This is a genomic window from Microbacterium sp., from assembly GCF_031180975.1.
GTDB lineage: Bacteria > Actinomycetota > Actinomycetes > Actinomycetales > Microbacteriaceae > Microbacterium.
In genome coordinates this window covers 48,355-65,423 of the sequence record NZ_JAPSLI010000007.1, presented here as the reverse complement: position 1 = coordinate 65,423, position 17,069 = coordinate 48,355, and the positions used below count along the sequence as shown (strand labels likewise).

The 17,069-nt window shown below is 71.2% G+C and carries 18 protein-coding genes; 10 read left to right on the top strand and 8 right to left on the bottom strand.

What is annotated here, in order from left to right:
- Positions 1 to 3 precede the first annotated feature (3 nt).
- The 8 genes from RIF65_RS10935 (at position 4) to RIF65_RS10900 (ending at position 8,116) form a co-directional block, all read left to right on the top strand.
- Positions 4 to 1,209, top strand: coding sequence for a dihydrodipicolinate synthase family protein (locus RIF65_RS10935; protein ID WP_309065571.1), 1,206 nt, complete (start codon positions 4 to 6; stop codon positions 1,207 to 1,209).
- Complete coding sequence (locus tag RIF65_RS10930) at positions 1,206 to 2,072, top strand: sugar phosphate isomerase/epimerase family protein (RefSeq protein WP_309065570.1); 867 nt, start codon at positions 1,206 to 1,208, stop codon at positions 2,070 to 2,072. Before RIF65_RS10935 ends, RIF65_RS10930 begins: the two co-directional genes overlap by 4 nt.
- Before the next feature lie 132 nt (positions 2,073 to 2,204).
- On the top strand, positions 2,205 to 2,969 hold the full coding sequence (locus RIF65_RS10925) for a sugar phosphate isomerase/epimerase family protein (protein ID WP_309065569.1): 765 nt from the start codon (positions 2,205 to 2,207) through the stop codon (positions 2,967 to 2,969).
- Between the two features lie 108 nt (positions 2,970 to 3,077).
- On the top strand, positions 3,078 to 4,109 hold the full coding sequence (locus RIF65_RS10920) for a LacI family DNA-binding transcriptional regulator (RefSeq protein WP_309065568.1): 1,032 nt from the start codon (positions 3,078 to 3,080) through the stop codon (positions 4,107 to 4,109).
- The gene (locus RIF65_RS10915) at positions 4,106 to 5,209 is read left to right on the top strand and encodes a glycerate kinase (protein ID WP_309065567.1); all 1,104 of its coding nucleotides are present in this window, start codon (positions 4,106 to 4,108) and stop codon (positions 5,207 to 5,209) included. The genes RIF65_RS10920 and RIF65_RS10915 overlap by 4 nt, the downstream gene beginning before the upstream one ends.
- Before the next feature lie 155 nt (positions 5,210 to 5,364).
- Positions 5,365 to 6,216, top strand: coding sequence for an ABC transporter permease (locus RIF65_RS10910; protein ID WP_309065566.1), 852 nt, complete (start codon positions 5,365 to 5,367; stop codon positions 6,214 to 6,216).
- A 27-nt stretch (positions 6,217 to 6,243) separates the two neighbouring features.
- Positions 6,244 to 7,284 (top strand): ABC transporter substrate-binding protein, encoded by a 1,041-nt coding sequence (locus tag RIF65_RS10905; protein WP_309065565.1) that lies wholly within the window; start codon positions 6,244 to 6,246, stop codon positions 7,282 to 7,284.
- 46 nt (positions 7,285 to 7,330) lie between these two features.
- Positions 7,331 to 8,116 (top strand): ABC transporter ATP-binding protein, encoded by a 786-nt coding sequence (locus tag RIF65_RS10900; RefSeq protein WP_309065564.1) that lies wholly within the window; start codon positions 7,331 to 7,333, stop codon positions 8,114 to 8,116.
- Positions 8,117 to 8,278: 162 nt separating this feature from the next.
- Here RIF65_RS10900 and pgm read toward each other — a convergent pair whose 3' ends face one another.
- Positions 8,279 to 9,922 carry a phosphoglucomutase (alpha-D-glucose-1,6-bisphosphate-dependent) gene (gene pgm / locus RIF65_RS10895; protein ID WP_309065563.1) on the bottom strand — a complete coding sequence of 548 codons (1,644 nt, stop codon included), beginning with the start codon at positions 9,920 to 9,922 and terminating at the stop codon, positions 8,279 to 8,281.
- Positions 9,923 to 10,052: 130 nt separating this feature from the next.
- On the opposite strand from pgm, the gene pheA reads away from it, so the two are divergent.
- The gene (gene pheA / locus RIF65_RS10890; protein WP_309065562.1) at positions 10,053 to 10,994 is read left to right on the top strand and encodes a prephenate dehydratase; all 942 of its coding nucleotides are present in this window, start codon (positions 10,053 to 10,055) and stop codon (positions 10,992 to 10,994) included.
- A 107-nt stretch (positions 10,995 to 11,101) separates the two neighbouring features.
- On the opposite strand, the gene RIF65_RS10885 is transcribed toward pheA, so the two are convergent.
- The 7 genes from RIF65_RS10885 to RIF65_RS10855 all read right to left on the bottom strand — a co-directional run bounded on the left by RIF65_RS10885 (position 11,102) and on the right by RIF65_RS10855 (position 16,575).
- Positions 11,102 to 12,028 carry an endonuclease domain-containing protein gene (locus tag RIF65_RS10885; RefSeq protein ID WP_309065561.1) on the bottom strand — a complete coding sequence of 309 codons (927 nt, stop codon included), beginning with the start codon at positions 12,026 to 12,028 and terminating at the stop codon, positions 11,102 to 11,104.
- A 97-nt stretch (positions 12,029 to 12,125) separates the two neighbouring features.
- Positions 12,126 to 12,764: a cyclase family protein gene (locus RIF65_RS10880; protein ID WP_309065560.1), complete on the bottom strand. Its 639-nt coding sequence runs from the start codon at positions 12,762 to 12,764 to the stop codon at positions 12,126 to 12,128.
- Between the two features lie 4 nt (positions 12,765 to 12,768).
- The gene (locus tag RIF65_RS10875) at positions 12,769 to 14,061 is read right to left on the bottom strand and encodes a purine-cytosine permease family protein (protein ID WP_309065661.1); all 1,293 of its coding nucleotides are present in this window, start codon (positions 14,059 to 14,061) and stop codon (positions 12,769 to 12,771) included.
- A 120-nt stretch (positions 14,062 to 14,181) separates the two neighbouring features.
- Positions 14,182 to 14,577, bottom strand: a complete 396-nt coding sequence (locus RIF65_RS10870; protein ID WP_309065559.1) for a YybH family protein — start codon at positions 14,575 to 14,577, stop codon at positions 14,182 to 14,184.
- A gap of 103 nt (positions 14,578 to 14,680) precedes the next feature.
- The gene (locus RIF65_RS10865; RefSeq protein WP_309065558.1) at positions 14,681 to 15,724 is read right to left on the bottom strand and encodes an LLM class flavin-dependent oxidoreductase; all 1,044 of its coding nucleotides are present in this window, start codon (positions 15,722 to 15,724) and stop codon (positions 14,681 to 14,683) included.
- Positions 15,725 to 15,825: 101 nt separating this feature from the next.
- Positions 15,826 to 16,068, bottom strand: a complete 243-nt coding sequence (locus RIF65_RS10860) for a DUF2795 domain-containing protein (RefSeq protein WP_309065557.1) — start codon at positions 16,066 to 16,068, stop codon at positions 15,826 to 15,828.
- A gap of 84 nt (positions 16,069 to 16,152) precedes the next feature.
- Entirely contained in the window at positions 16,153 to 16,575 is a 423-nt protein-coding gene (locus RIF65_RS10855; protein WP_309065556.1) for an Hsp20/alpha crystallin family protein, read from the bottom strand.
- 131 nt (positions 16,576 to 16,706) lie between these two features.
- Between RIF65_RS10855 and RIF65_RS10850 the strand changes: the two genes are divergently transcribed.
- A complete protein-coding gene (locus tag RIF65_RS10850) occupies positions 16,707 to 16,997 on the top strand; it encodes a MerR family transcriptional regulator (protein ID WP_309065555.1) in 291 nt (96 codons plus the stop codon).
- The last annotated feature ends 72 nt before the right edge of the window (positions 16,998 to 17,069 follow it).

Genomic DNA, 17,069 nt, shown 5'->3' with positions numbered 1-17,069 from the left:
CCGATGAGCACCATTCGCCTGCTCGCCGCCGACGGGACGACGTCGGACGCCGCACTGAACGACTCCGGCGGCTACACCCGCCCGTCCTCCCCGCTCGCCAGCCGCGTCGCGTACGCGGCGGCGCACGTCGTGCCGAAGGCGCACGCCGACAACACCCCCGGCCGGCCCGCCGACGTGGACTGGGACGCCACGCTGGCGTTCCGCCGCAACGTGTACTCCTGGGGCCTCGGCGTCGCGGACGCCATGGATACCGCGCAGCGCAACATGGGTCTGGACGCCGCCGCCACCCGCGAGCTCATCGCCCGCAGCGCCGAGGTCGCCCGTGAGGAGGGCGGCTCGGTCGTGGTCGGGGTCAACACCGACCACGTCGACGAGACGCACATCACGCTCGACCGGGTGATCGACGCCTACAAGGAGCAGCTGCACTTCACCGAGGAGCAGGGTGCGGGGCCGGTGCTGATGGCATCCCGTCATCTCGCACGCGTGGCGACGAGCGCAGACGACTACCGCCGGGTGTACCGCGCGGTACTGTCGTCGGCCTCGGCGCCCGTCGTGCTGCACTGGCTCGGCACGGCGTTCGACCCCGAGCTGGAGGGCTACTTCGGCGCGTCGGACTGGCAGACGGCATCCGAGGTACTGCTGGAGATCATCGCGGAGGACCCGTCGAAGGTCGCCGGCGTGAAGATGAGTCTGTTGAACGCCGAGAGCGAGATCTCGGTGCGGGAGCGCCTCCCCGAGGGGGTGCGGATGTTCACCGGCGACGACTTCAACTACGTCTCGCTGATCGGTCCCCGGTCGTTGAGTGAGCCCGCCGAAGGCGAGCGAGACGGAACGCCCGCAAAACGCACCTACTCCGACGCTCTCCTCGGTGCATTCGCCGCCATCACCCCGGTCGCCTCGGCCGCGATCCAGGCGCTCGACGCCGGGGACCCCGCCGCCTACGAGCGGATCCTTGGACCCACCGAGGAGCTCAGCCGTCAGGTGTTCGCCGCGCCCACGTTCTACTACAAGACCGGCGTCGCGTTCCTCGCGTGGCTGAACGGCCATCAGGCCGCGTTCCAGATGGTGGGCGGTCTGCACTCCGCGCGCAGCCTGCCGCACCTGAGCCGCATCGTCGAGCTCGCGAACGCGTCGCTCGCCCTCGAGAACCCCGACCTGGCACGCGAGCGCTGGCACGGGACGCTGCGCCTGAACGGAGTGGACGCATGACCGCCGACCCCCGCCTGTCCATCAATCAGGCCACCATCAAGTACGCCGACCTCGCCACCGCCCTGCGCGTGACGAAGGATGCCGGGGTGCAGGCCATCGGCCTGTGGCGCGAGCCGGTCAACGAGGTGGGGCTCGACACCGCCGCGAAGATGCTCGCCGACTCCGGTCTGCGCTTCAGCACGCACTGCCGGGGCGGCTTCTTCACCCTTCCGGAGGGTCCGGAGCGCACCGCCGCGCTGGACGACAACCGCCGCGCGATCGAGGAGACCGCCACCCTGGCGGCCGCCGGCGCGGAGGGGTCGACCGCGGTGCTCGTCCTGGTGGCGGGTGGTCTGCCGGACGGGTCCCGCGACCTCATCGGCGCCCGCGAGCGCGTGCGCGACGCCATCGGCGCGCTCGCCGACGACGCGAAAGCGGCCGGGGTGACGCTGGCGATCGAGCCGCTGCACCCGATGTACGCCTCGGACCGCGCCGTCGTGTCGACGCTCGGCCAGGCACTGGACATCGCCGCCGACTTCGACGCGGCCGTCGTGGGTGCCGCCGTGGACACCTTCCACATCTGGTGGGACCCGCAGGTGTTCGAGCAGATCGAGCGCGCCGGTCGCGAAGGGCGCATCGCCACCTACCAGGTGTGCGACTGGAAGACGCCGTTCCCGGCCGACGTGCTGCTGTCGCGGCACTACATGGGCGACGGCGTCATCGACTTCGGGTCGCTGACGCGTGCCGTGATCGCGACCGGCTACGACCGCGACATCGAGGTGGAGATCTTCAACGCCGACATCTGGTCCGACGATCCGGCGACCGTGGTGGCCCGCACCGCGGCATCCTTCGCCGAGACGATCACCCCGCACCTCGATCGCTGACCCCGGTCGCCCACCTCCCGGTCCGTTGAGGGAGGACGCCCGCGGGCGCTCGACTCTCGGTCGTTGAGCGAGGGAGCCTGCGACCGAGACGAAACGCCCCTTCCTGAACGCGACTTGAGACAGGATGAAATCATGACCAAGATCCGGCCCGGACTGTGCTCGGTGACGTTCCGGCAACTCGCGGCCGAGGAGGTCGTCGCAGTGGCCGCCGAGGCGGGACTCGAGGTGATCGAGTGGGGCGGCGACCTGCACGTGCCGCCCGGTGACCCCGAGCGCGCCGCGGTGGTCGCCGCGGCGACGACGGATGCCGGACTCGCGGTGTGCTCGTACGGCTCGTACTTCCGGGCGAGCACGGGGGAGGACATCACCCCCGTGCTCGACAGTGCCGAGGCGCTCGGCGCGGACCGGGTGCGGGTGTGGGCGGGGACGGTCGGCTCCACCGAGGCGTCGGACGCGGACTGGGCGGACACGGCCGCGCGGCTCCGGGACGCCTGCGCCGCGGCATCCGCGCGGGGGATCGGGCTCGCTCTCGAATACCACGGCGGCACGCTGGCCGACACACCGCCCAGCACGCTGCGGCTGCTCGACGAGGTCGGCTCGCCCGCCCTGTCGGCGTATTGGCAGCCGACAGTGGGCGCCGCGGACGACGTCGCCCTCGCCGAGTACGACGCGATCGCCGCGCACGTCAGCGCGGTGCACGTGTTCTCGTGGTGGCCGCGCGGCGAGCGGCTGCGTCTGCATGAGCGGGCCGCGCTGTGGCGCCGTGCGCTCGCCGCGGCGGCATCCGCTCCGCATCCGCCGCGCGACGCGCTGCTGGAGTTCGTGCCAGAAGACGATCCCGCGCTGCTCGCCGCCGAGGCGGCGACGCTGCGGGGCTGGCTCGCGACCGATGCGTGAACGGGTGCCCGGGTCGCGGAGAACGCCGCTTCGGATGCCGCGGAGCGGCGTTCTTCGCGACCTGAACGCCTCACTTCCACCCGCCCCCCCGCTGGATATGCTCGGGTCATGACTGCTGACCCGCGCCGCCTACGCCCGTCGTCGCCGACGCTGCACGACGTCGCGCGCACCGCCGGAGTCTCGCTGGCCACCGCCTCGCGGGTGCTGAACGGCTCGGAGCGCAAGGTCGCCGAGTCGTTCCGCGAACGCGTCGAGCGCGCCGCGTCCGAGCTGGGGTACACCGCCAACCTGTCCGCCCAGGCCACCGCGCGCGGCACCTCGGCCGTGATCGCTCTGCTCGTCGCCGACATCGCCGACCCGTACTTCGGGCTGATCGCCTCCGGCGTGGCACGCGGCGCTGACGAGCACGGGCTGATCGTCACCATCGCGATCACCGAACGCGATCTCACGCGCGAGGCGCGGATCCTGCGCGCCCTGCGCGGACAGCGTCCGCGCGGCGTGATCCTGGCGGCGTCGCGCACCGGCGACAGTGAGGCCGCGACCGTCTCCGAGCTGGCCGGTTTCCGCGCGCTCGGCGCCCGGACGGTCACGTTCGGCCCCGGCGGCGAACGGAGCGTCACGATCGGGAACCGCGACGGCGCCGAGCAGCTCGGCCGCGAGATGGCCTCCCTCGGCTACCGCCGCGCGATCGGGCTGGGCGCCGCCGAGGGCGTGCGGACCTCCGACGACCGCCTCGGCGGCTTCTCCGCCGGGTTCCAGGCCGGTGGGGGCGAGATCCTGCGCATCCACCGCGGCGGCTTCGAGCACGAGTCCGGCGCCGAGATGATGGCCGCCGCGCTCGCCGAAGGAGTTGAGCCCGGCACTCTCGTGTTCGCGCTGTCGGATGTCGTCGCGATCGGCGCCATGACCGCGATCCGTGACGGCGGGCGCACCGTCGGGGAGGACATCGCGGTGTGCGGGTTCGACGACGTGCCGGTGAGTCGTGACGTCACGCCGCAGCTCACCACGGTGCGGGTGCCGCTCAGCGACCTCGGATACCAGGCGTTCCGTGCCGCCGTCGACGGGGAGTGGACGCAATCCGAGGCCCCCCTCGAAGTGCTGGTGCGCGCCAGCACGCCCCCACGGAAGGAGGCGCCATGACCCGGGTCGTCATCGCCCCCGACAGCTTCAAGGGCTCGATCGGCGCTGCCGCCGCAGCGCAGGCCATCGCCGACGGCTGGGCCGCGGTCGACCTCGCCGCCGACCTCGTGCTGCGCCCGATGGCGGACGGCGGCGAGGGGACGGTCGCCGCGTTCGAGGCGGCGGTACCAGGTGCGAGGCGGATGCCGGTGCGCGTCGAGGGCCCGGCGGGCAACGCCGTGGATGCCGACTGGCTGCTGCTTCCGGCATCCGATGAGGCGCCGTACGGCACCGCGGTGGTCGACCTCGCCTCCACCTCGGGGATCGAGCTGCTGCACGATCTGCGTCCGTTCGACGCGGACTCCACCGGGTTCGGCCAGGCCATCGCGGCGGCCATGGATCATGGCGTGTCGCGGCTGGTGCTGGGGATCGGCTCCAGCGCCTCGACGGACGGCGGCACCGGGATGCTGCGCGCGCTGGGCGCACGGTTCCTGGACGAGAACGGCGAGCAGGTGCCGCGCGGAGCGCGGGGGCTCGGCCGGATCCACTCGATCGACCTGTCGGCGGTGCGCCGCGCGCCGGAGACCCTCGTGCTCACCGACGTGACCAACCCCCTCACCGGCCCCCGCGGCGCCGCCGCGGTGTTCGGTCCGCAGAAGGGGCTCGTCGACGGCCAGGACCGGGCCACGGTGGACGCCGCCCTCGAACGCCTCGCCGCCCTGCTCGGCCTCGACGCGGCGACGCCGGGCGCCGGTGCCGCCGGGGGCGTCGGGGGAGCGCTGCTCGCATGGGGAGCACGGCTGCTCCCCGGCGCGGGCGAGGTCGCCCGGCTCATCCACCTGCCGGGCGCCGTCGCGGAGGCGGACATCGTCATCACCGGGGAGGGGTCGTACGACGGGCAGTCCGGCGACGGCAAGGTCCCCTCGTTCGTCGCAGGCCTTGCCGGGAACGCCGGGGCGCGTGCGCTGCTCGTCGCGGGGCGCATCGCGCCCGATGCGGACACGTCGCTGTTCGCGGCATCCGCCTCGCTCACCGACTTGGCTGGTTCGGCCGAGGCGTCCCTCACGGACCCGGGTCGGTGGCTGCGCGCCGCCGGCGAGCTGCTCGCCCGCGGCCGCTGAACACCCGCGCGACGCGTGAAGCCGCCTCCGGTGGCTCGGCCGCCCGTCGCCGTGTCCGCGAATTGACACCTCGCGACGCGCGACATACACTCGCTGTACCGACGGGAATACGCTTTCCCGAAATCGATGCCACGACGAAGATGTCAAGGAGCCTGATGTCCGCACCGAACGCCACCATGACGCTCGCGGTCGCGCAGAACCGCGGCGCGGAGCAGAACGCCCTGGGTCGCTGGTGGGCGCGCAACTGGCATCCGGTCGTCTTCGTGATCGCCCTCGTGATCGTGTGGTGGGTGGTGACCGCCCTCAAGTGGGTGCAGCCGTACATCATCCCGTCGCCGGGCGACACCTGGGCGGCGTTCGCGAACAACGCGGCGTACCTCGCCCAGCACACCTGGGTGACCACCTACGAGACGATCGTCGGATTCGTCATCGCCGTGGTCGTCGGCCTCTTCGTCGCGGTGATCATGGTGTACTCGCGCGGCCTGGAGCAGACGCTGTATCCGGTCATCCTTTTCGCGCAGGTGATCCCGAAGATTGCGATCGCCCCGCTGTTCATCGTCTGGCTCGGCTTCGGCACCTCGCCGAAGATCCTGGTCGCGGTGCTGATGGCCTTCTTCCCGGTCGTGATCTCAGGCCTCGCGGGCTTGCGGTCGGTCGACCCGGAGATCCTGCAGCTCACCTCCACGATGGGCGCCGGCCGCTTCAAGACGTTCCTGAAGGTGCGCCTGCCCGCGGCGCTGCCGGAGCTGCTCTCCGGCCTGAAGGTCGCCGCCACCCTCGCGGTCACCGGCGCCGTCGTCGGCGAGTTCGTCGGCGCGAACGAGGGCCTGGGCTACGTGATCCTGCAGGCCAACGGCAACCTCGACACCGCCATGCTCTTCGCGGCGCTCATCATCATGTCGCTGATGGGTGTGCTCCTGTTCGCGATCATCCAGATCGCGGAACGATTTCTGATCCCCTGGCACGCGTCCAAGCGCGACGTCGCCGCCGCCACAGTGCGTCTCTGACGCGTACCGAACACACTGGGAGAACTGATGAAGAAGTCAGCATCCGTCCTCGGCACCATCGCCGTCGTCACCGCCTCCGCCCTCGCCCTCGTCGGCTGTGGCGGCTCGTCCCCGGGCGGAGAGGCGGGCGGCTCAGGTGGAGGTTCCGGTGAGCTCACCGACGTGACGCTCATGCTCAACTGGTACCCGTACGGCGAGCACGCCCCGTTCTACTACGGCGTCGAGCAGGGGATCTTCGAGGAGCACGGCATCAACCTGACGATCAAGGCCGGTCAGGGCTCGACCAAGACCGCGCAGGCCGTGGGGCAGAAGCAGGTCGACTTCGGCTGGGCCGACACCCCCGCCGTGCTGGCGAACATCGACAAGGGCGTCGCCATCAAGAGCGTCGGCGTCTTCCTGCAGACCACGCCGTCGGCGGTGCAGGTGTTCTCGGACTCCGGCATCGAGGACCCCAAGGACCTCAAGGGCAAGACCATCGCGGTGTCCGCCGGTGACGCGCCGACCACCACGTTCCCGATGTACCTTGAGGCGGTCGGACTGGAGGAGTCCGACGTCAAGCAGCAGAACCTCGACGCCGCGGGCAAGGTCGCCGCCATGCTGTCGGACCAGGTGGACGGCCTGATCGGCTTCGCCCACGACCAGGGCCCGAACATCGCCGCGAAGAGCGGCAAGGACGTCAGCTACCTGCGCTATTCGGATGCCGGTCTGAACTTCTTCAGCAACGGGCTGATCGCACACAACGACACCATCAAGGACGACGCCGAGCTGGTGAAGGAACTCGTCGCCGCCACGTCGGAGGCGTTCGCCGCCGCCCAGGAGGACCCCGAGGCCGCGGTCGCGTCGATGGAGGGCAAGGACCCGCAGATGCCGGCCAAGGACGTGCTGCTGAACCAGTGGCAGGAGACGGTCAAGCTCCTCAGCACCCCCGCCACAGAGGGGGAGGCGCCGGGCACCAACGCCGAGGAGGACTGGCAGGCCACGCTCGAGGTGCTCGCCGAAGCGGGCCTGATCTCCGGTGACGGCGACATCGACACGTACTTCGACGCCTCGTTCGCACCCGGCGAGTGACGGGAAAGAGCGGATGCCGGTGCAGCAGCAACAGGAGGCCACGCACATGACGACGCAGACCACGACGGCGGCCCTCGAGATCGCCGACGTCTCGATCACCTTCGCTTCCAAGCGCGGCCGTGTGACCGCGCTCGAGGGCGTCGACCTCGACGTGCAGCAGGGCGAGTTCATCACGATCGCCGGTCCGTCGGGCTGCGGCAAGTCGACGCTGCTGAAGGCGGTCGCCGGGCTCACCCTTCCCAGCGGGGGACGGATCCGCCTGAACGGCGAGGACGTCACCGGCCCCCGGCAGGACATCGGCTACGTGTTCCAGCGTGCGGCGCTGCTGGAGTGGCGCAGTGTGCGCGGGAACATCCTGCTGCAGGCCGAGATGCGCGGTCTGGACATGAAGCAGGCGCAGCGCAGGGCGGACGAACTCATCGAGATGACCGGCCTGACCGGCTTCGAGAAGGCCCTGCCGCACGAGCTGTCCGGCGGCATGCAGCAGCGCGTGTCACTGTGCCGCGCGCTGCTGCACGAGCCGCGGGTGCTGCTGATGGACGAGCCGTTCGGAGCCCTCGACGCGCTCACGCGCGAGAAGATGAACGTCGAGCTGAACCGGATCTGGGCGCGCACCGGCACGACGGTGCTGCTGGTCACGCACTCGGTCGCCGAGGCCGTGTACCTGGGCAGCCGCGTCATCGTGATGAGCCCACGGCCCGGCCGCATCCTCGAGGAGCACCGGGTCGATCTGCCCGCCGAGCGCGACTACGCGGCGGTGCTGGAGACGCCGGAGTTCCACCGGATCTCCAGCCGCGTGCGTGAACTGCTGGGGTCGCCGGGCGGCGACTGACAGCGCGCCTCAGCCGCCCCGCGCACTGCTTCGCGCCTCGCGGCGTTCCGCGTCGTACGTGACACTTCGGGGGTCGAGATGACACCTGTCGGACGTTCTCACCGGAATCGTCCGTCAGCTGTGAATCCGACCCCCGAAGTGTGAAGGGTCGGGCCGTGCGGCTCAGCCGCCCAGCGCCGCCGATACGACGGCCCGCGCCTCCTCCTGCACCTGGGCGAGGTGCTCGGGGCCGCGGAGGCTCTCTGCGTACAGCTTGTACACGTCCTCCGTGCCGGACGGGCGGGCTGCGAACCACGCGTGTTCGGTCTGCACCTTCAGGCCGCCGATGGCCGCCCCGTTGCCGGGGGCGTGCGACAGTTTCGCCGTGATGGGCTCGCCGGCCAGTTCGGTCGCGCTGACGGCATCCGGAGCCAGCTTCGACAACGCCGCCTTCTGCTCGGGGCTGGCCGCGGCGTCCACGCGCTGGTAGGCGGACGACCCGAACGCCTCCTCCAGCTCGCGGTAGCGCTCCGACGGGGTCTTGCCGGTCACCGCGAGGATCTCCGCGGCGAGCAGGCAGAGCAGGATGCCGTCCTTGTCGGTCGACCACGGCGAGCCGTCCATGCGCAGGAACGACGCACCGGCCGACTCCTCGCCGCCGAACGCCACCGACCCGTCCAGCAGGCCGGGCACGAACCACTTGAACCCCACCGGCACCTCGAGCAGCCGGCGGCCGAGCGACTCGGCGACCCGGTCGATGATCATCGATGACACCAGGGTCTTACCGATCGCGGCATCCCGCGGCCAGTCGGTGCGGTGCGAGAACAGGTAGTCGATCGCGACCGCCAGGTAGTGGTTGGGGTTCATCAGCCCGGCATCCGGCGTGACGATGCCGTGCCGGTCGGCATCCGCGTCGTTGCCGGTGAGCACGTCGTAATCGGCCTTCTTCGCGACCAGCGACGCCATCGCGCTCGGCGACGACGGGTCCATGCGGATCTTCTCGTCCCAGTCCAGCGTCATGAACCGCCAGGTCGGGTCGACCTCGGGGTTCACCACGGTGAGGTCGAGGCCGTGCATCTCGGCGATCAGCGCCCAGTACTCGACGGAGGCTCCGCCGAGCGGATCGGCCCCGATGCGGACGCCGGCACGCTTGATCGCCTCGACGTCGATGATCGAGGGCAGATCGCGCACGTAGGCGTCGCGGAAATCGTACTCGCCGATCGCGTCGGCATCGAGGTCGGCGTAGCGGGTGCGCTTGACGCCCTCCAGGCCCGCCTCGATCAACTGGTTGGCGCGGGCGGCGATCCAGCCGGTGGCGTCGGTGTCGGCCGGGCCGCCGTGCGGCGGGTTGTACTTGAATCCGCCATCTCGGGGCGGGTTGTGGCTGGGGGTGACGACGATGCCGTCGGCCCGGTCGGAGTCGGATGTCGTACGGCCGCGGTTGTACGCGAGGATGGCGTGACTGAGCGCGGGCGTCGGCACCCACGAGTCGCGCGAGTCGACGCGCACGTCCACGCCGTTCGCGATGAGCACCTCGATCGCGCTGCGCTCGGCCGGCAGCGACAGCGCGTGCGTGTCACGGCCCAGGAACAGCGGACCGGTGATGCCTTGCTCGCGGCGGTAGTCGACGATGGCCTGTGTGGTGGCGAGGATGTGGTCCTCGTTGAAGCTGGACGACAGCGCGGAGCCGCGGTGACCGCTGGTGCCGAACACCACGCGCTGCGCGGCGACCGACGGATCGGGGCGGCGGTCGTAGTAGGCGGCGATCAGCTCGTCGACGTCGATGAGGTCTTTTTCCTCCGCGGGGAGGCCGGCACGGCTCGTCATGCGGATAGTCTGCCCCGCGCGCGGCGAATGCGCACCATCGGAGCATGGATGTTTCGGCCTCGCCGCGCGTCGCAGTCGTGCGGCATCCGGCCGGGACGAAGCTGCCCGCGCGGCCGACTAGGCTGGCGCCGTGACCGAACGCCGCACCTACAGCTACCTGGGCCCCGCCGGAACGTTCACCGAAGCCGCGCTCGACCAGGTGCCAGAGGCCAGGGGACACGACTGGCGGCCCGTGCACAACGTCGGCGAGGCGCTCGCCGACGTGCTCGAGGGACGCAGCCACGCGGCCATGATCGCGATCGAGAACTCCGTCGAGGGCGGGGTCTCCACCACCCTCGACGCACTCGCCACGAAGCCGGGTCTGCGGATCGTGGGCGAGTACCTGGTCCGGGTGAACTTCGTGCTTCTCGGCGCCCCTGGTACGGCGCTCGACGACGTCGACGTGATCGCGGCGCACCCGGTCGCGTACGCGCAGTGCCACGGCTGGCTCGGCAGGCACCTGCCCCGGCACTCGCACGTCCCGGCGGCCAGCAATGTGGCATCCGCTCTCGGCATCCTCGACGGCACCCTGCCCGCGCAGGCGGCGATCGCCGCCCCCGGCATCGTCCGCCACCACGAGTTCGCGGTGCTGGCAGAGGACATCGGCGACAACGAGAACGCGGTCACCCGCTTCGTGCTCGTCACGCGCACCACCCGGCCGCCGGAGCCGACCGGCGCCGACAAGACCTCGCTGATCGTCGAGCTGCCCGAGGATCACCCCGGCGCCCTGCTGGAGCTGCTGGAGCAATTCTCGACGCGCGGCATCAACCTGTCGCTCATCGAGTCGCGCCCCATCGGTGACGAGCTCGGCCGATACCGGTTCGTGCTGGACGCCGACGGGCACATCCTCGACGAGCGGATGGCGGATGCCGTCCTCGGCATCCGCCGGTTCAGCCCGAGCGTGGTGTTCCTGGGGTCGTATCCGCGCGCCGACCGCCGCATCGTGCAGTACCCGGAACGCTACGCCGACGAGGTGTTCGTCGAGGCCCGCGACTGGCTGCGCGGCCTGATCGCCGGCGAGCCGGAAGCGTAGAACGCGGGCTTAGCGTGGGAGCGTAAGGCTGGTGGGGAGGCGCTCGCGCCTGCGTTCGGCTCCCATGAGCGGATGCCTGGATGCCGGGATGCCGGGCGCGGCGGCGCTCAGCGGGTGCGCGAAGCGATCGCCCCGCGGACGCGAGCGAGCAGAGAATCCCGCCCCTCGCGGAGGTCGCGCTGTGTCAGACGGATGACGATCCAGCCCCGGTCCTCGAGGTCGCGCTGACGCTGGATGTCGCGCCGCCACTGCGCCGGATCGGTGCGGTGCCCGTCCCCCTCGTATTCGATGGCGATCTTCAGGTCCGGATACGACAGGTCCGGCCGTGCGATCAGCCGGGCACCATCCCACACCTCGTGCTGCACGACCGGCTCCGGGAGTCCGGCCCGGACGAGCATCAGCCGGGTCTCCGTCTCCTTCGGCGATTCGACCCTCTCCCGGGCGAGCGGCAACGCGTCGCGGATCGTGGCCGAGCCGGGAAACCTCTGCCACTGCGCGAGCCGCTTCTCCAGCTGTGCTCGCGTGAACGCAGGCCGCCCGGGAAGCAGCCCCGGGTAGTTGTCCGCTGCGGTCAACAGGGCGTCCATCACGACGACCGCCTCGTCGACGGTCAGTTCACGGGCGACGGTGAACAGCGCGGCGATCGGGTCGACGGTGGGCGTGCCGTGCACCTTCCAGGTCTGCGCGCGCCCCGCGTCGAGGCGACGGCCCTTCACGCGCGGTCCGCGCGGGGGCGCCGCATCACGGGGCACCGCGATCTCGACGCGCTCGGTGCTGGTCCACCGCCGGCACCCCGGCAGACCCCACAGCCGCATCGCCGTCCAGCCCACGCACCGGTGGTGGGGCAGCATCCGCGGCTGGTAGCAGCGCACCGTCGACAGGAACGTGTCCGGCACCGCCACCGAACGCACCCCGCGGAACGGACGATGCAGATCCGGCGTGCTGCTACGCCACCGTCCCACCCCGGCCGCCCGCGCGTCGGCCACCACGAACGACGATCCGAGGTGCTCGGGCAGCGGGACGCGGTGGCGCATCGACCCATCATGAAGGGGTCGGCTGTCCGGCATCCGCTCGTTCCCAGCGTCTGGGGAGAACTCGCCGCACCCGCTCTGCGGTGCAGGACGAACGACGCTACAGAAACGCCACCGCCCGCACCGGCGCGCCGTCGCCGTCCAGCCGCAGCGGGAAGAACCCCACCCGCACGCGCGGCGGCAGGTCCTCCAGGCCGCGCAGGTTCTCCACGATCAGGCCGTCGCCGCCGAGCACGACCTCGTGCACCGGGAAGTCGACGCTCGCCGCATCGGTCGGGTCCGGACTCAGCGTGTCGACGCCGAGCACGCGCATCCCCCGCCGCATCAGCTCGCGTACGGCGTCGGGGCGCAGGAACGGATGCCGCAGGGCGCGCTCCCCGCCGAACCACCGCGCCCACCCGGTGTCGATGATCACGATCGGCGGCAGCTCGGGCGGCACCCCGCCCTCGCAGACGAGCTCGTCCCACCCGTACGGCCGACCCTCCGCGGCCGTCGGCACGCGCAGCACGACGGCGTCTCCCACCAGCTCATCCAGGTGGACGTCCGCCATGGTGCGACCGCCCGGCACGGTGTGGGCCGGGGCGTCGACGTGCGTGCCGGTGTGCGAGCCCATCCCGATCCGCGCCACGGCGACGCCGTCCGCGGCCAGCGTCAGCGCCGGGCCGACGCTCACCGCGGGGTCGCCCGGGTACACCATCATGCCGTCGCGGATCGGATGGCTCAGGTCCCGCAGCGCCACCGGCTCAGGCTCCCGGCGCGGTCGACTCGGCCAGGTTCCCGATCGGGGCGACCGCGTCCTTCGGGCGGCCCGGCCACGACACCAGCAGATACACCAGGAAGGTGACGATGAACGCCGGAGCGGTCGACCCGAACGGCAGCGGCCAGACGTACGCCCACACGTACGCGAGCACGGCGCCGATCACCCAGGAGCCGACGGCGAGCCAGTTGACCCCGCCCGTGTACCAGTACCGCCCGCCTCTCGAGCGGAGGATGTCGTGGTCGTACGCGGACCGCTTGATCACGTAGTAGTCGACGATCATGATCGCGAAGATCGGGGCGAAGAGCGCGCCGGTCGTCACGAGGAACGTCGTGAACTGGTTCAGCAGCCCGAAGAACGTCGCACCGACGATCGAAATGGCCCCGAGCACGAGGGCGGTGGGCAGGAACCGGATGTGCGTGCCGGGAAGTGCGTTCACCGTCGTGGTCACCATGCCGTAGACGACCATTGTGTTGGTCGCCATGACCGACAGGAAGATCGCGACGCCGAACACCCAGCCGATCGGCTGGATGATCGTCACCGGATCGAACGGGATCGCCTCCCCGCCGCGCAGGATCACGTACGCCATCGCCGTCGCGCCCAGCGACATCGAGATCACCGTGGACAGCGTGTACCCCACGCCCGACCCGACGATGCTTGCCCGCGTGCTGCCGGCGAACCGGTTGAAGTCGGCGGCGAGCACCGTCCAGGAGATCGCGGTGGCGAGCACCACGTCGAACACCAGCCCCGCCGAGTAGAACGGTTCGGGAGTCGGCTCGATCGCGGCGAAGTCCGCCGGACTGAACGAGGTGAACGCGACGATGAAGATGTACGCCGCGATCGCCAGGATCACGACGGCGAACCACGGCTCCACGCGTGCGACTCCGGCGTGCCCGAAGATCGCCAGGATCACCACGACGGTCTGGCACAGCACGGCGAACAGCACCGGGCTGGAGAAGCCGGTGAAGGTCTGCACGATGTGGTCGAGCGCGAGGCCGGCCAGCATCGCCTGCACCCAGCTCCACCCCATCAGGATGACGATGTTGGCGGTGACCGGCAGCAGGCTGCCGCGTGTGCCGAACGGTCCGCGGGTCAGCGCCATGGTCGGCAGGCCGGTGCGGCGCCCGATGGTGCCCACCGCGACGAGCACAGCGGCGCCGGCGACGGTGCCCGCCACGATCAGCAGCAGCACCAGCCCGTACGGGATGTCGGGGATGAACAGCGTGCCGGTCAGCAGGGTCGTGACCACGAGGTTCGCGGCGAGCCAGATCATGAACAGCCGACCGGTCGAGTAGGTGCCGCGGACCGGCCCCGCGGCGTCGGATTGCGCCTGGAGCCGCTGCTCGAGGCGGGAGTAGAGCGACGTCGGTGTGGCTCCTTCGGTGAGGGCGGGCTCGGGTCAGCCGCCGAGGGGGGACAGGTGCTCGTGCACCGCGACGAGAGCGTCGTCGTCGCCCACAGTGAACACGATGCTCTCGCGTTCGCGGTACGACTCCGGGCCGTCGGCCGTCTGCACCGAGGTGTGCACGGTGTGGCTGAACACGGCGCCGCCGTCGAACACCTGGACATGCTGGTCGTGCGAGGTGCAGGACGTCACCCGCCAGCCGTCGGCGAGCCACCCGGCCCAGAGCTTCTCGTATTCGGCTCTGCTGTCGAGCCGGTGCGGTTCGGTGTGGAACACGAACGTCGCGTCGGGGGCGAAGGCGGCGAAGTAGCGGTCGGTGTCGGTGGCGGCGAACGCCTCGACGATGGCGGATGCCGCAGCGGCGACGGCATCCGGATCGGGTGTGCTCATGGACTTCTCCTTCGAAGCCGGGATCGGGTGCCGTCGCCGCGTCGCCGTCACGACGGGCGGCGCGGCGCCGGTATGGGATGAGTGTCCCACACCGGTTCTGCGCTCAGGAGGCGAGTTGCTCCAGCGTCTGCACGCGGCCCGGTGCGGCATCCAGCGGCTCGTCGGCGTACGCGCCGGCCACCGGCGAGATCATCACCTCGTCCACGCCGTGGCGGTCGGCGAACGCCGCCAGATCGGCGGCGACGGCGGCGGTCTCGCCGATGAACCAGGTGCTGCGGATGCCGTCGATGAGGCGCTGCTCATCGGCATCCGCCGCCGCGGCCAGCCCGTCACGGGCCTGCTCGACCGTCTCCAGGGCGGTGAGCGGACGGCCGGTGCGCAGCCGAGCCATCATGCGCAGCTGCGGCAGAGCGCGTTCGTGCGCCTCCTCGGCGGTGCCGGCCGCGACGACGTTCGCGGTGAGGAAGGTGCGCGGCTCGGACAGCGTCTCGCTGGGGCGGAACTCCTGGCGGTACAGCTGCAGGGCACGCTCGAGACCGTGCCCGGAGAAGTGGTTGGCGAACACGTACGGCAGCCCGAGCGAGGCGGCGAGCTGCGCGGAGTAGTCGCTCGACCCGAGCAGCCAGATCTCGGGAGCGCCGGATGCCGACGGCGTGGCCCTCACCTGATACTCGCCGCCCGAGGTGAACTGCACGGTCGCGCCCTCCGGCCGGAGCATCAGGGCGATGTCCTGCACGTGCGTGGGGAACCGCTCGACATCGCCGGCGGCGCCGGAGGCGCGCAGCAGCTGCGTGATGACGGGATCGCTGCCGGGTGCGCGGCCGATGCCGAGGTCGATGCGACCGGGGGCGATGGCGTCGAGCGCGGCGAACTGCTCGGCGACGATGAGCGGGGCGTGGTTGGGCAGCATGACGCCGCCGGATCCGACGCGGATCCGGCGGGTGCGTGAGGCCGCGGCCGCGATCAGCACCGGCGGTGCGGTGGATGCCACCGAGGGCATGTTGTGGTGCTCGGCGAACCAATAGCGGCGCAGGCCCAGCTCGTCGGCGCGCTGCGCGAGAGCGAGGGAGGCGGTCACCGCCTGAGCGCTGGTCTGGCCGGTGCGGACCGGGACGAGGTCGAGGACGGAAAGCGCGGGGATGCTCATCGCGGAATGCAACCGCGTCGGCGACGCCGGCATTCCCGCGCGGACGCCCTGGCGCCCCCGCGGGCGGGACGAGCCCGCGGGGGCGCACGTTCGTGTGTCCGCTACGCGGCGGCCAATGCCGCTGCCGGGGCCGGCGTCGGGTCCGTCTCGCGGACACGGTCGGCGGATGCCAGGGCGCGGCGGACCATCCAGCGCGCGCCGTAGCTCTGGTCGGCGAGAGCCGCGAGGGCGTGCACATCGCTCGAGGGGAGTCCGTCGCGCGCCGCCTCGCGGAGCAGGTCGTCGCGGGTGGCGGGATACTCCATACCGGCGAGGAAGCGATCGAGGGTGGGGGACGGGGCCATCGTGTTCTCCTTCCAGTGCGATGCGGGCGGGAGAGGGTGGGGCCGGGGGCGCCCGGTCCCACCCCGGTCGGTGCGACCTTCGGATCAGGCGGTGATCGCCTCGCGCTTGCCGGAGGACTCGACGGTGATCTTGCGCGGCTTCGCCCGCTCGCTCACCGGAATCACCACGGACAGCACGCCGTTCTCGTACGAGGCGCTGATGCCGTCGACGTCCAGGCCGTCACCGAGCGTGAACTGGCGCAGGAACGTACCGGCGTTGCGCTCGCGTGCGAGCCAGCGGACCCCCTCGCGGGAGTCGCCCGTGCGCTGAGCGCGGATGGACAGCAGCGAACCGTCGACATCGACGTCGATCGAACCCGGGTCCATGCCGGGAAGGTCGGCTGTCAGGACGTAGCGGTCGCCGTCGCGGAACAGGTCCACCGGCATGACGCGCGGTGCGCGAACGGAGTCCAGCACGCTCGCCGCGAAACGGTCGAGCTGACTGATCGGATCGAATGTCATAGCCATATGTGTGTTCTCCTTTCGTGCGGGCCCCTGGTGGGGGCGGTGTCGGGGAGATGCCATATCTGCATCCCAGGGTGTAGATTTGTTATAGGTCAAATCGAGATGAATTTCAAGATCTGAGCGAGGAAATCTGCATGGTGGAACGCGAGTCGAGCACCCCGGTGTACGGGATCGCCGTCGCGGCGCAGCTGACCGGCGTGCCCGAGGCCACGCTGCGCCTGTTCGAGAGCAAGGGACTGCTGACGCCGTCGCGCAGCGACGGCGGGACGCGCCGCTACAGCGACGACGACATCGCCCGCCTGCGCCGGGTGACCGACCTGCGTGACGAGGGCATCAACATCGCCGGCATCCGCCGGGTGCTCGACCTCGAGGACGAGAACGCGGGGCTGCGCGAGGAGCTCGGCGACTCCCGCGCCGGGCGCTGACCCCAGGGCGTCCGGCGCGGCCGATGCCGCGGGAGAACAGAGAAAGGGAGGCCGCCCACACGGGGCGACCTC

Bases quoted from the DNA above. Each gene is read 5' to 3' on its own strand.
- RIF65_RS10900 (WP_309065564.1), top strand. From the start codon at position 7,331: ATGACGACGCAGACCACGACGGCGGCCCTCGAGATCGCCGACGTCTCG.
- RIF65_RS10865 (WP_309065558.1), bottom strand. From the start codon at position 15,724: ATGAGCATCCCCGCGCTTTCCGTCCTCGACCTCGTCCCGGTCCGCACC.
- RIF65_RS10915 (WP_309065567.1), top strand. From the start codon at position 4,106: ATGACCCGGGTCGTCATCGCCCCCGACAGCTTCAAGGGCTCGATCGGC.
- RIF65_RS10885 (WP_309065561.1), bottom strand. From the start codon at position 12,028: ATGCGCCACCGCGTCCCGCTGCCCGAGCACCTCGGATCGTCGTTCGTG.
- RIF65_RS10925 (WP_309065569.1), top strand. From the start codon at position 2,205: ATGACCAAGATCCGGCCCGGACTGTGCTCGGTGACGTTCCGGCAACTC.
- RIF65_RS10935 (WP_309065571.1), top strand. From the start codon at position 4: ATGAGCACCATTCGCCTGCTCGCCGCCGACGGGACGACGTCGGACGCC.
- pgm (WP_309065563.1), bottom strand. From the start codon at position 9,922: ATGACGAGCCGTGCCGGCCTCCCCGCGGAGGAAAAAGACCTCATCGAC.
- RIF65_RS10860 (WP_309065557.1), bottom strand. From the start codon at position 16,068: ATGGCCCCGTCCCCCACCCTCGATCGCTTCCTCGCCGGTATGGAGTAT.
- RIF65_RS10850 (WP_309065555.1), top strand. From the start codon at position 16,707: ATGGTGGAACGCGAGTCGAGCACCCCGGTGTACGGGATCGCCGTCGCG.
- RIF65_RS10870 (WP_309065559.1), bottom strand. From the start codon at position 14,577: ATGAGCACACCCGATCCGGATGCCGTCGCCGCTGCGGCATCCGCCATC.
- RIF65_RS10910 (WP_309065566.1), top strand. From the start codon at position 5,365: ATGTCCGCACCGAACGCCACCATGACGCTCGCGGTCGCGCAGAACCGC.
- RIF65_RS10920 (WP_309065568.1), top strand. From the start codon at position 3,078: ATGACTGCTGACCCGCGCCGCCTACGCCCGTCGTCGCCGACGCTGCAC.
- RIF65_RS10905 (WP_309065565.1), top strand. From the start codon at position 6,244: ATGAAGAAGTCAGCATCCGTCCTCGGCACCATCGCCGTCGTCACCGCC.
- RIF65_RS10930 (WP_309065570.1), top strand. From the start codon at position 1,206: ATGACCGCCGACCCCCGCCTGTCCATCAATCAGGCCACCATCAAGTAC.
- RIF65_RS10855 (WP_309065556.1), bottom strand. From the start codon at position 16,575: ATGGCTATGACATTCGATCCGATCAGTCAGCTCGACCGTTTCGCGGCG.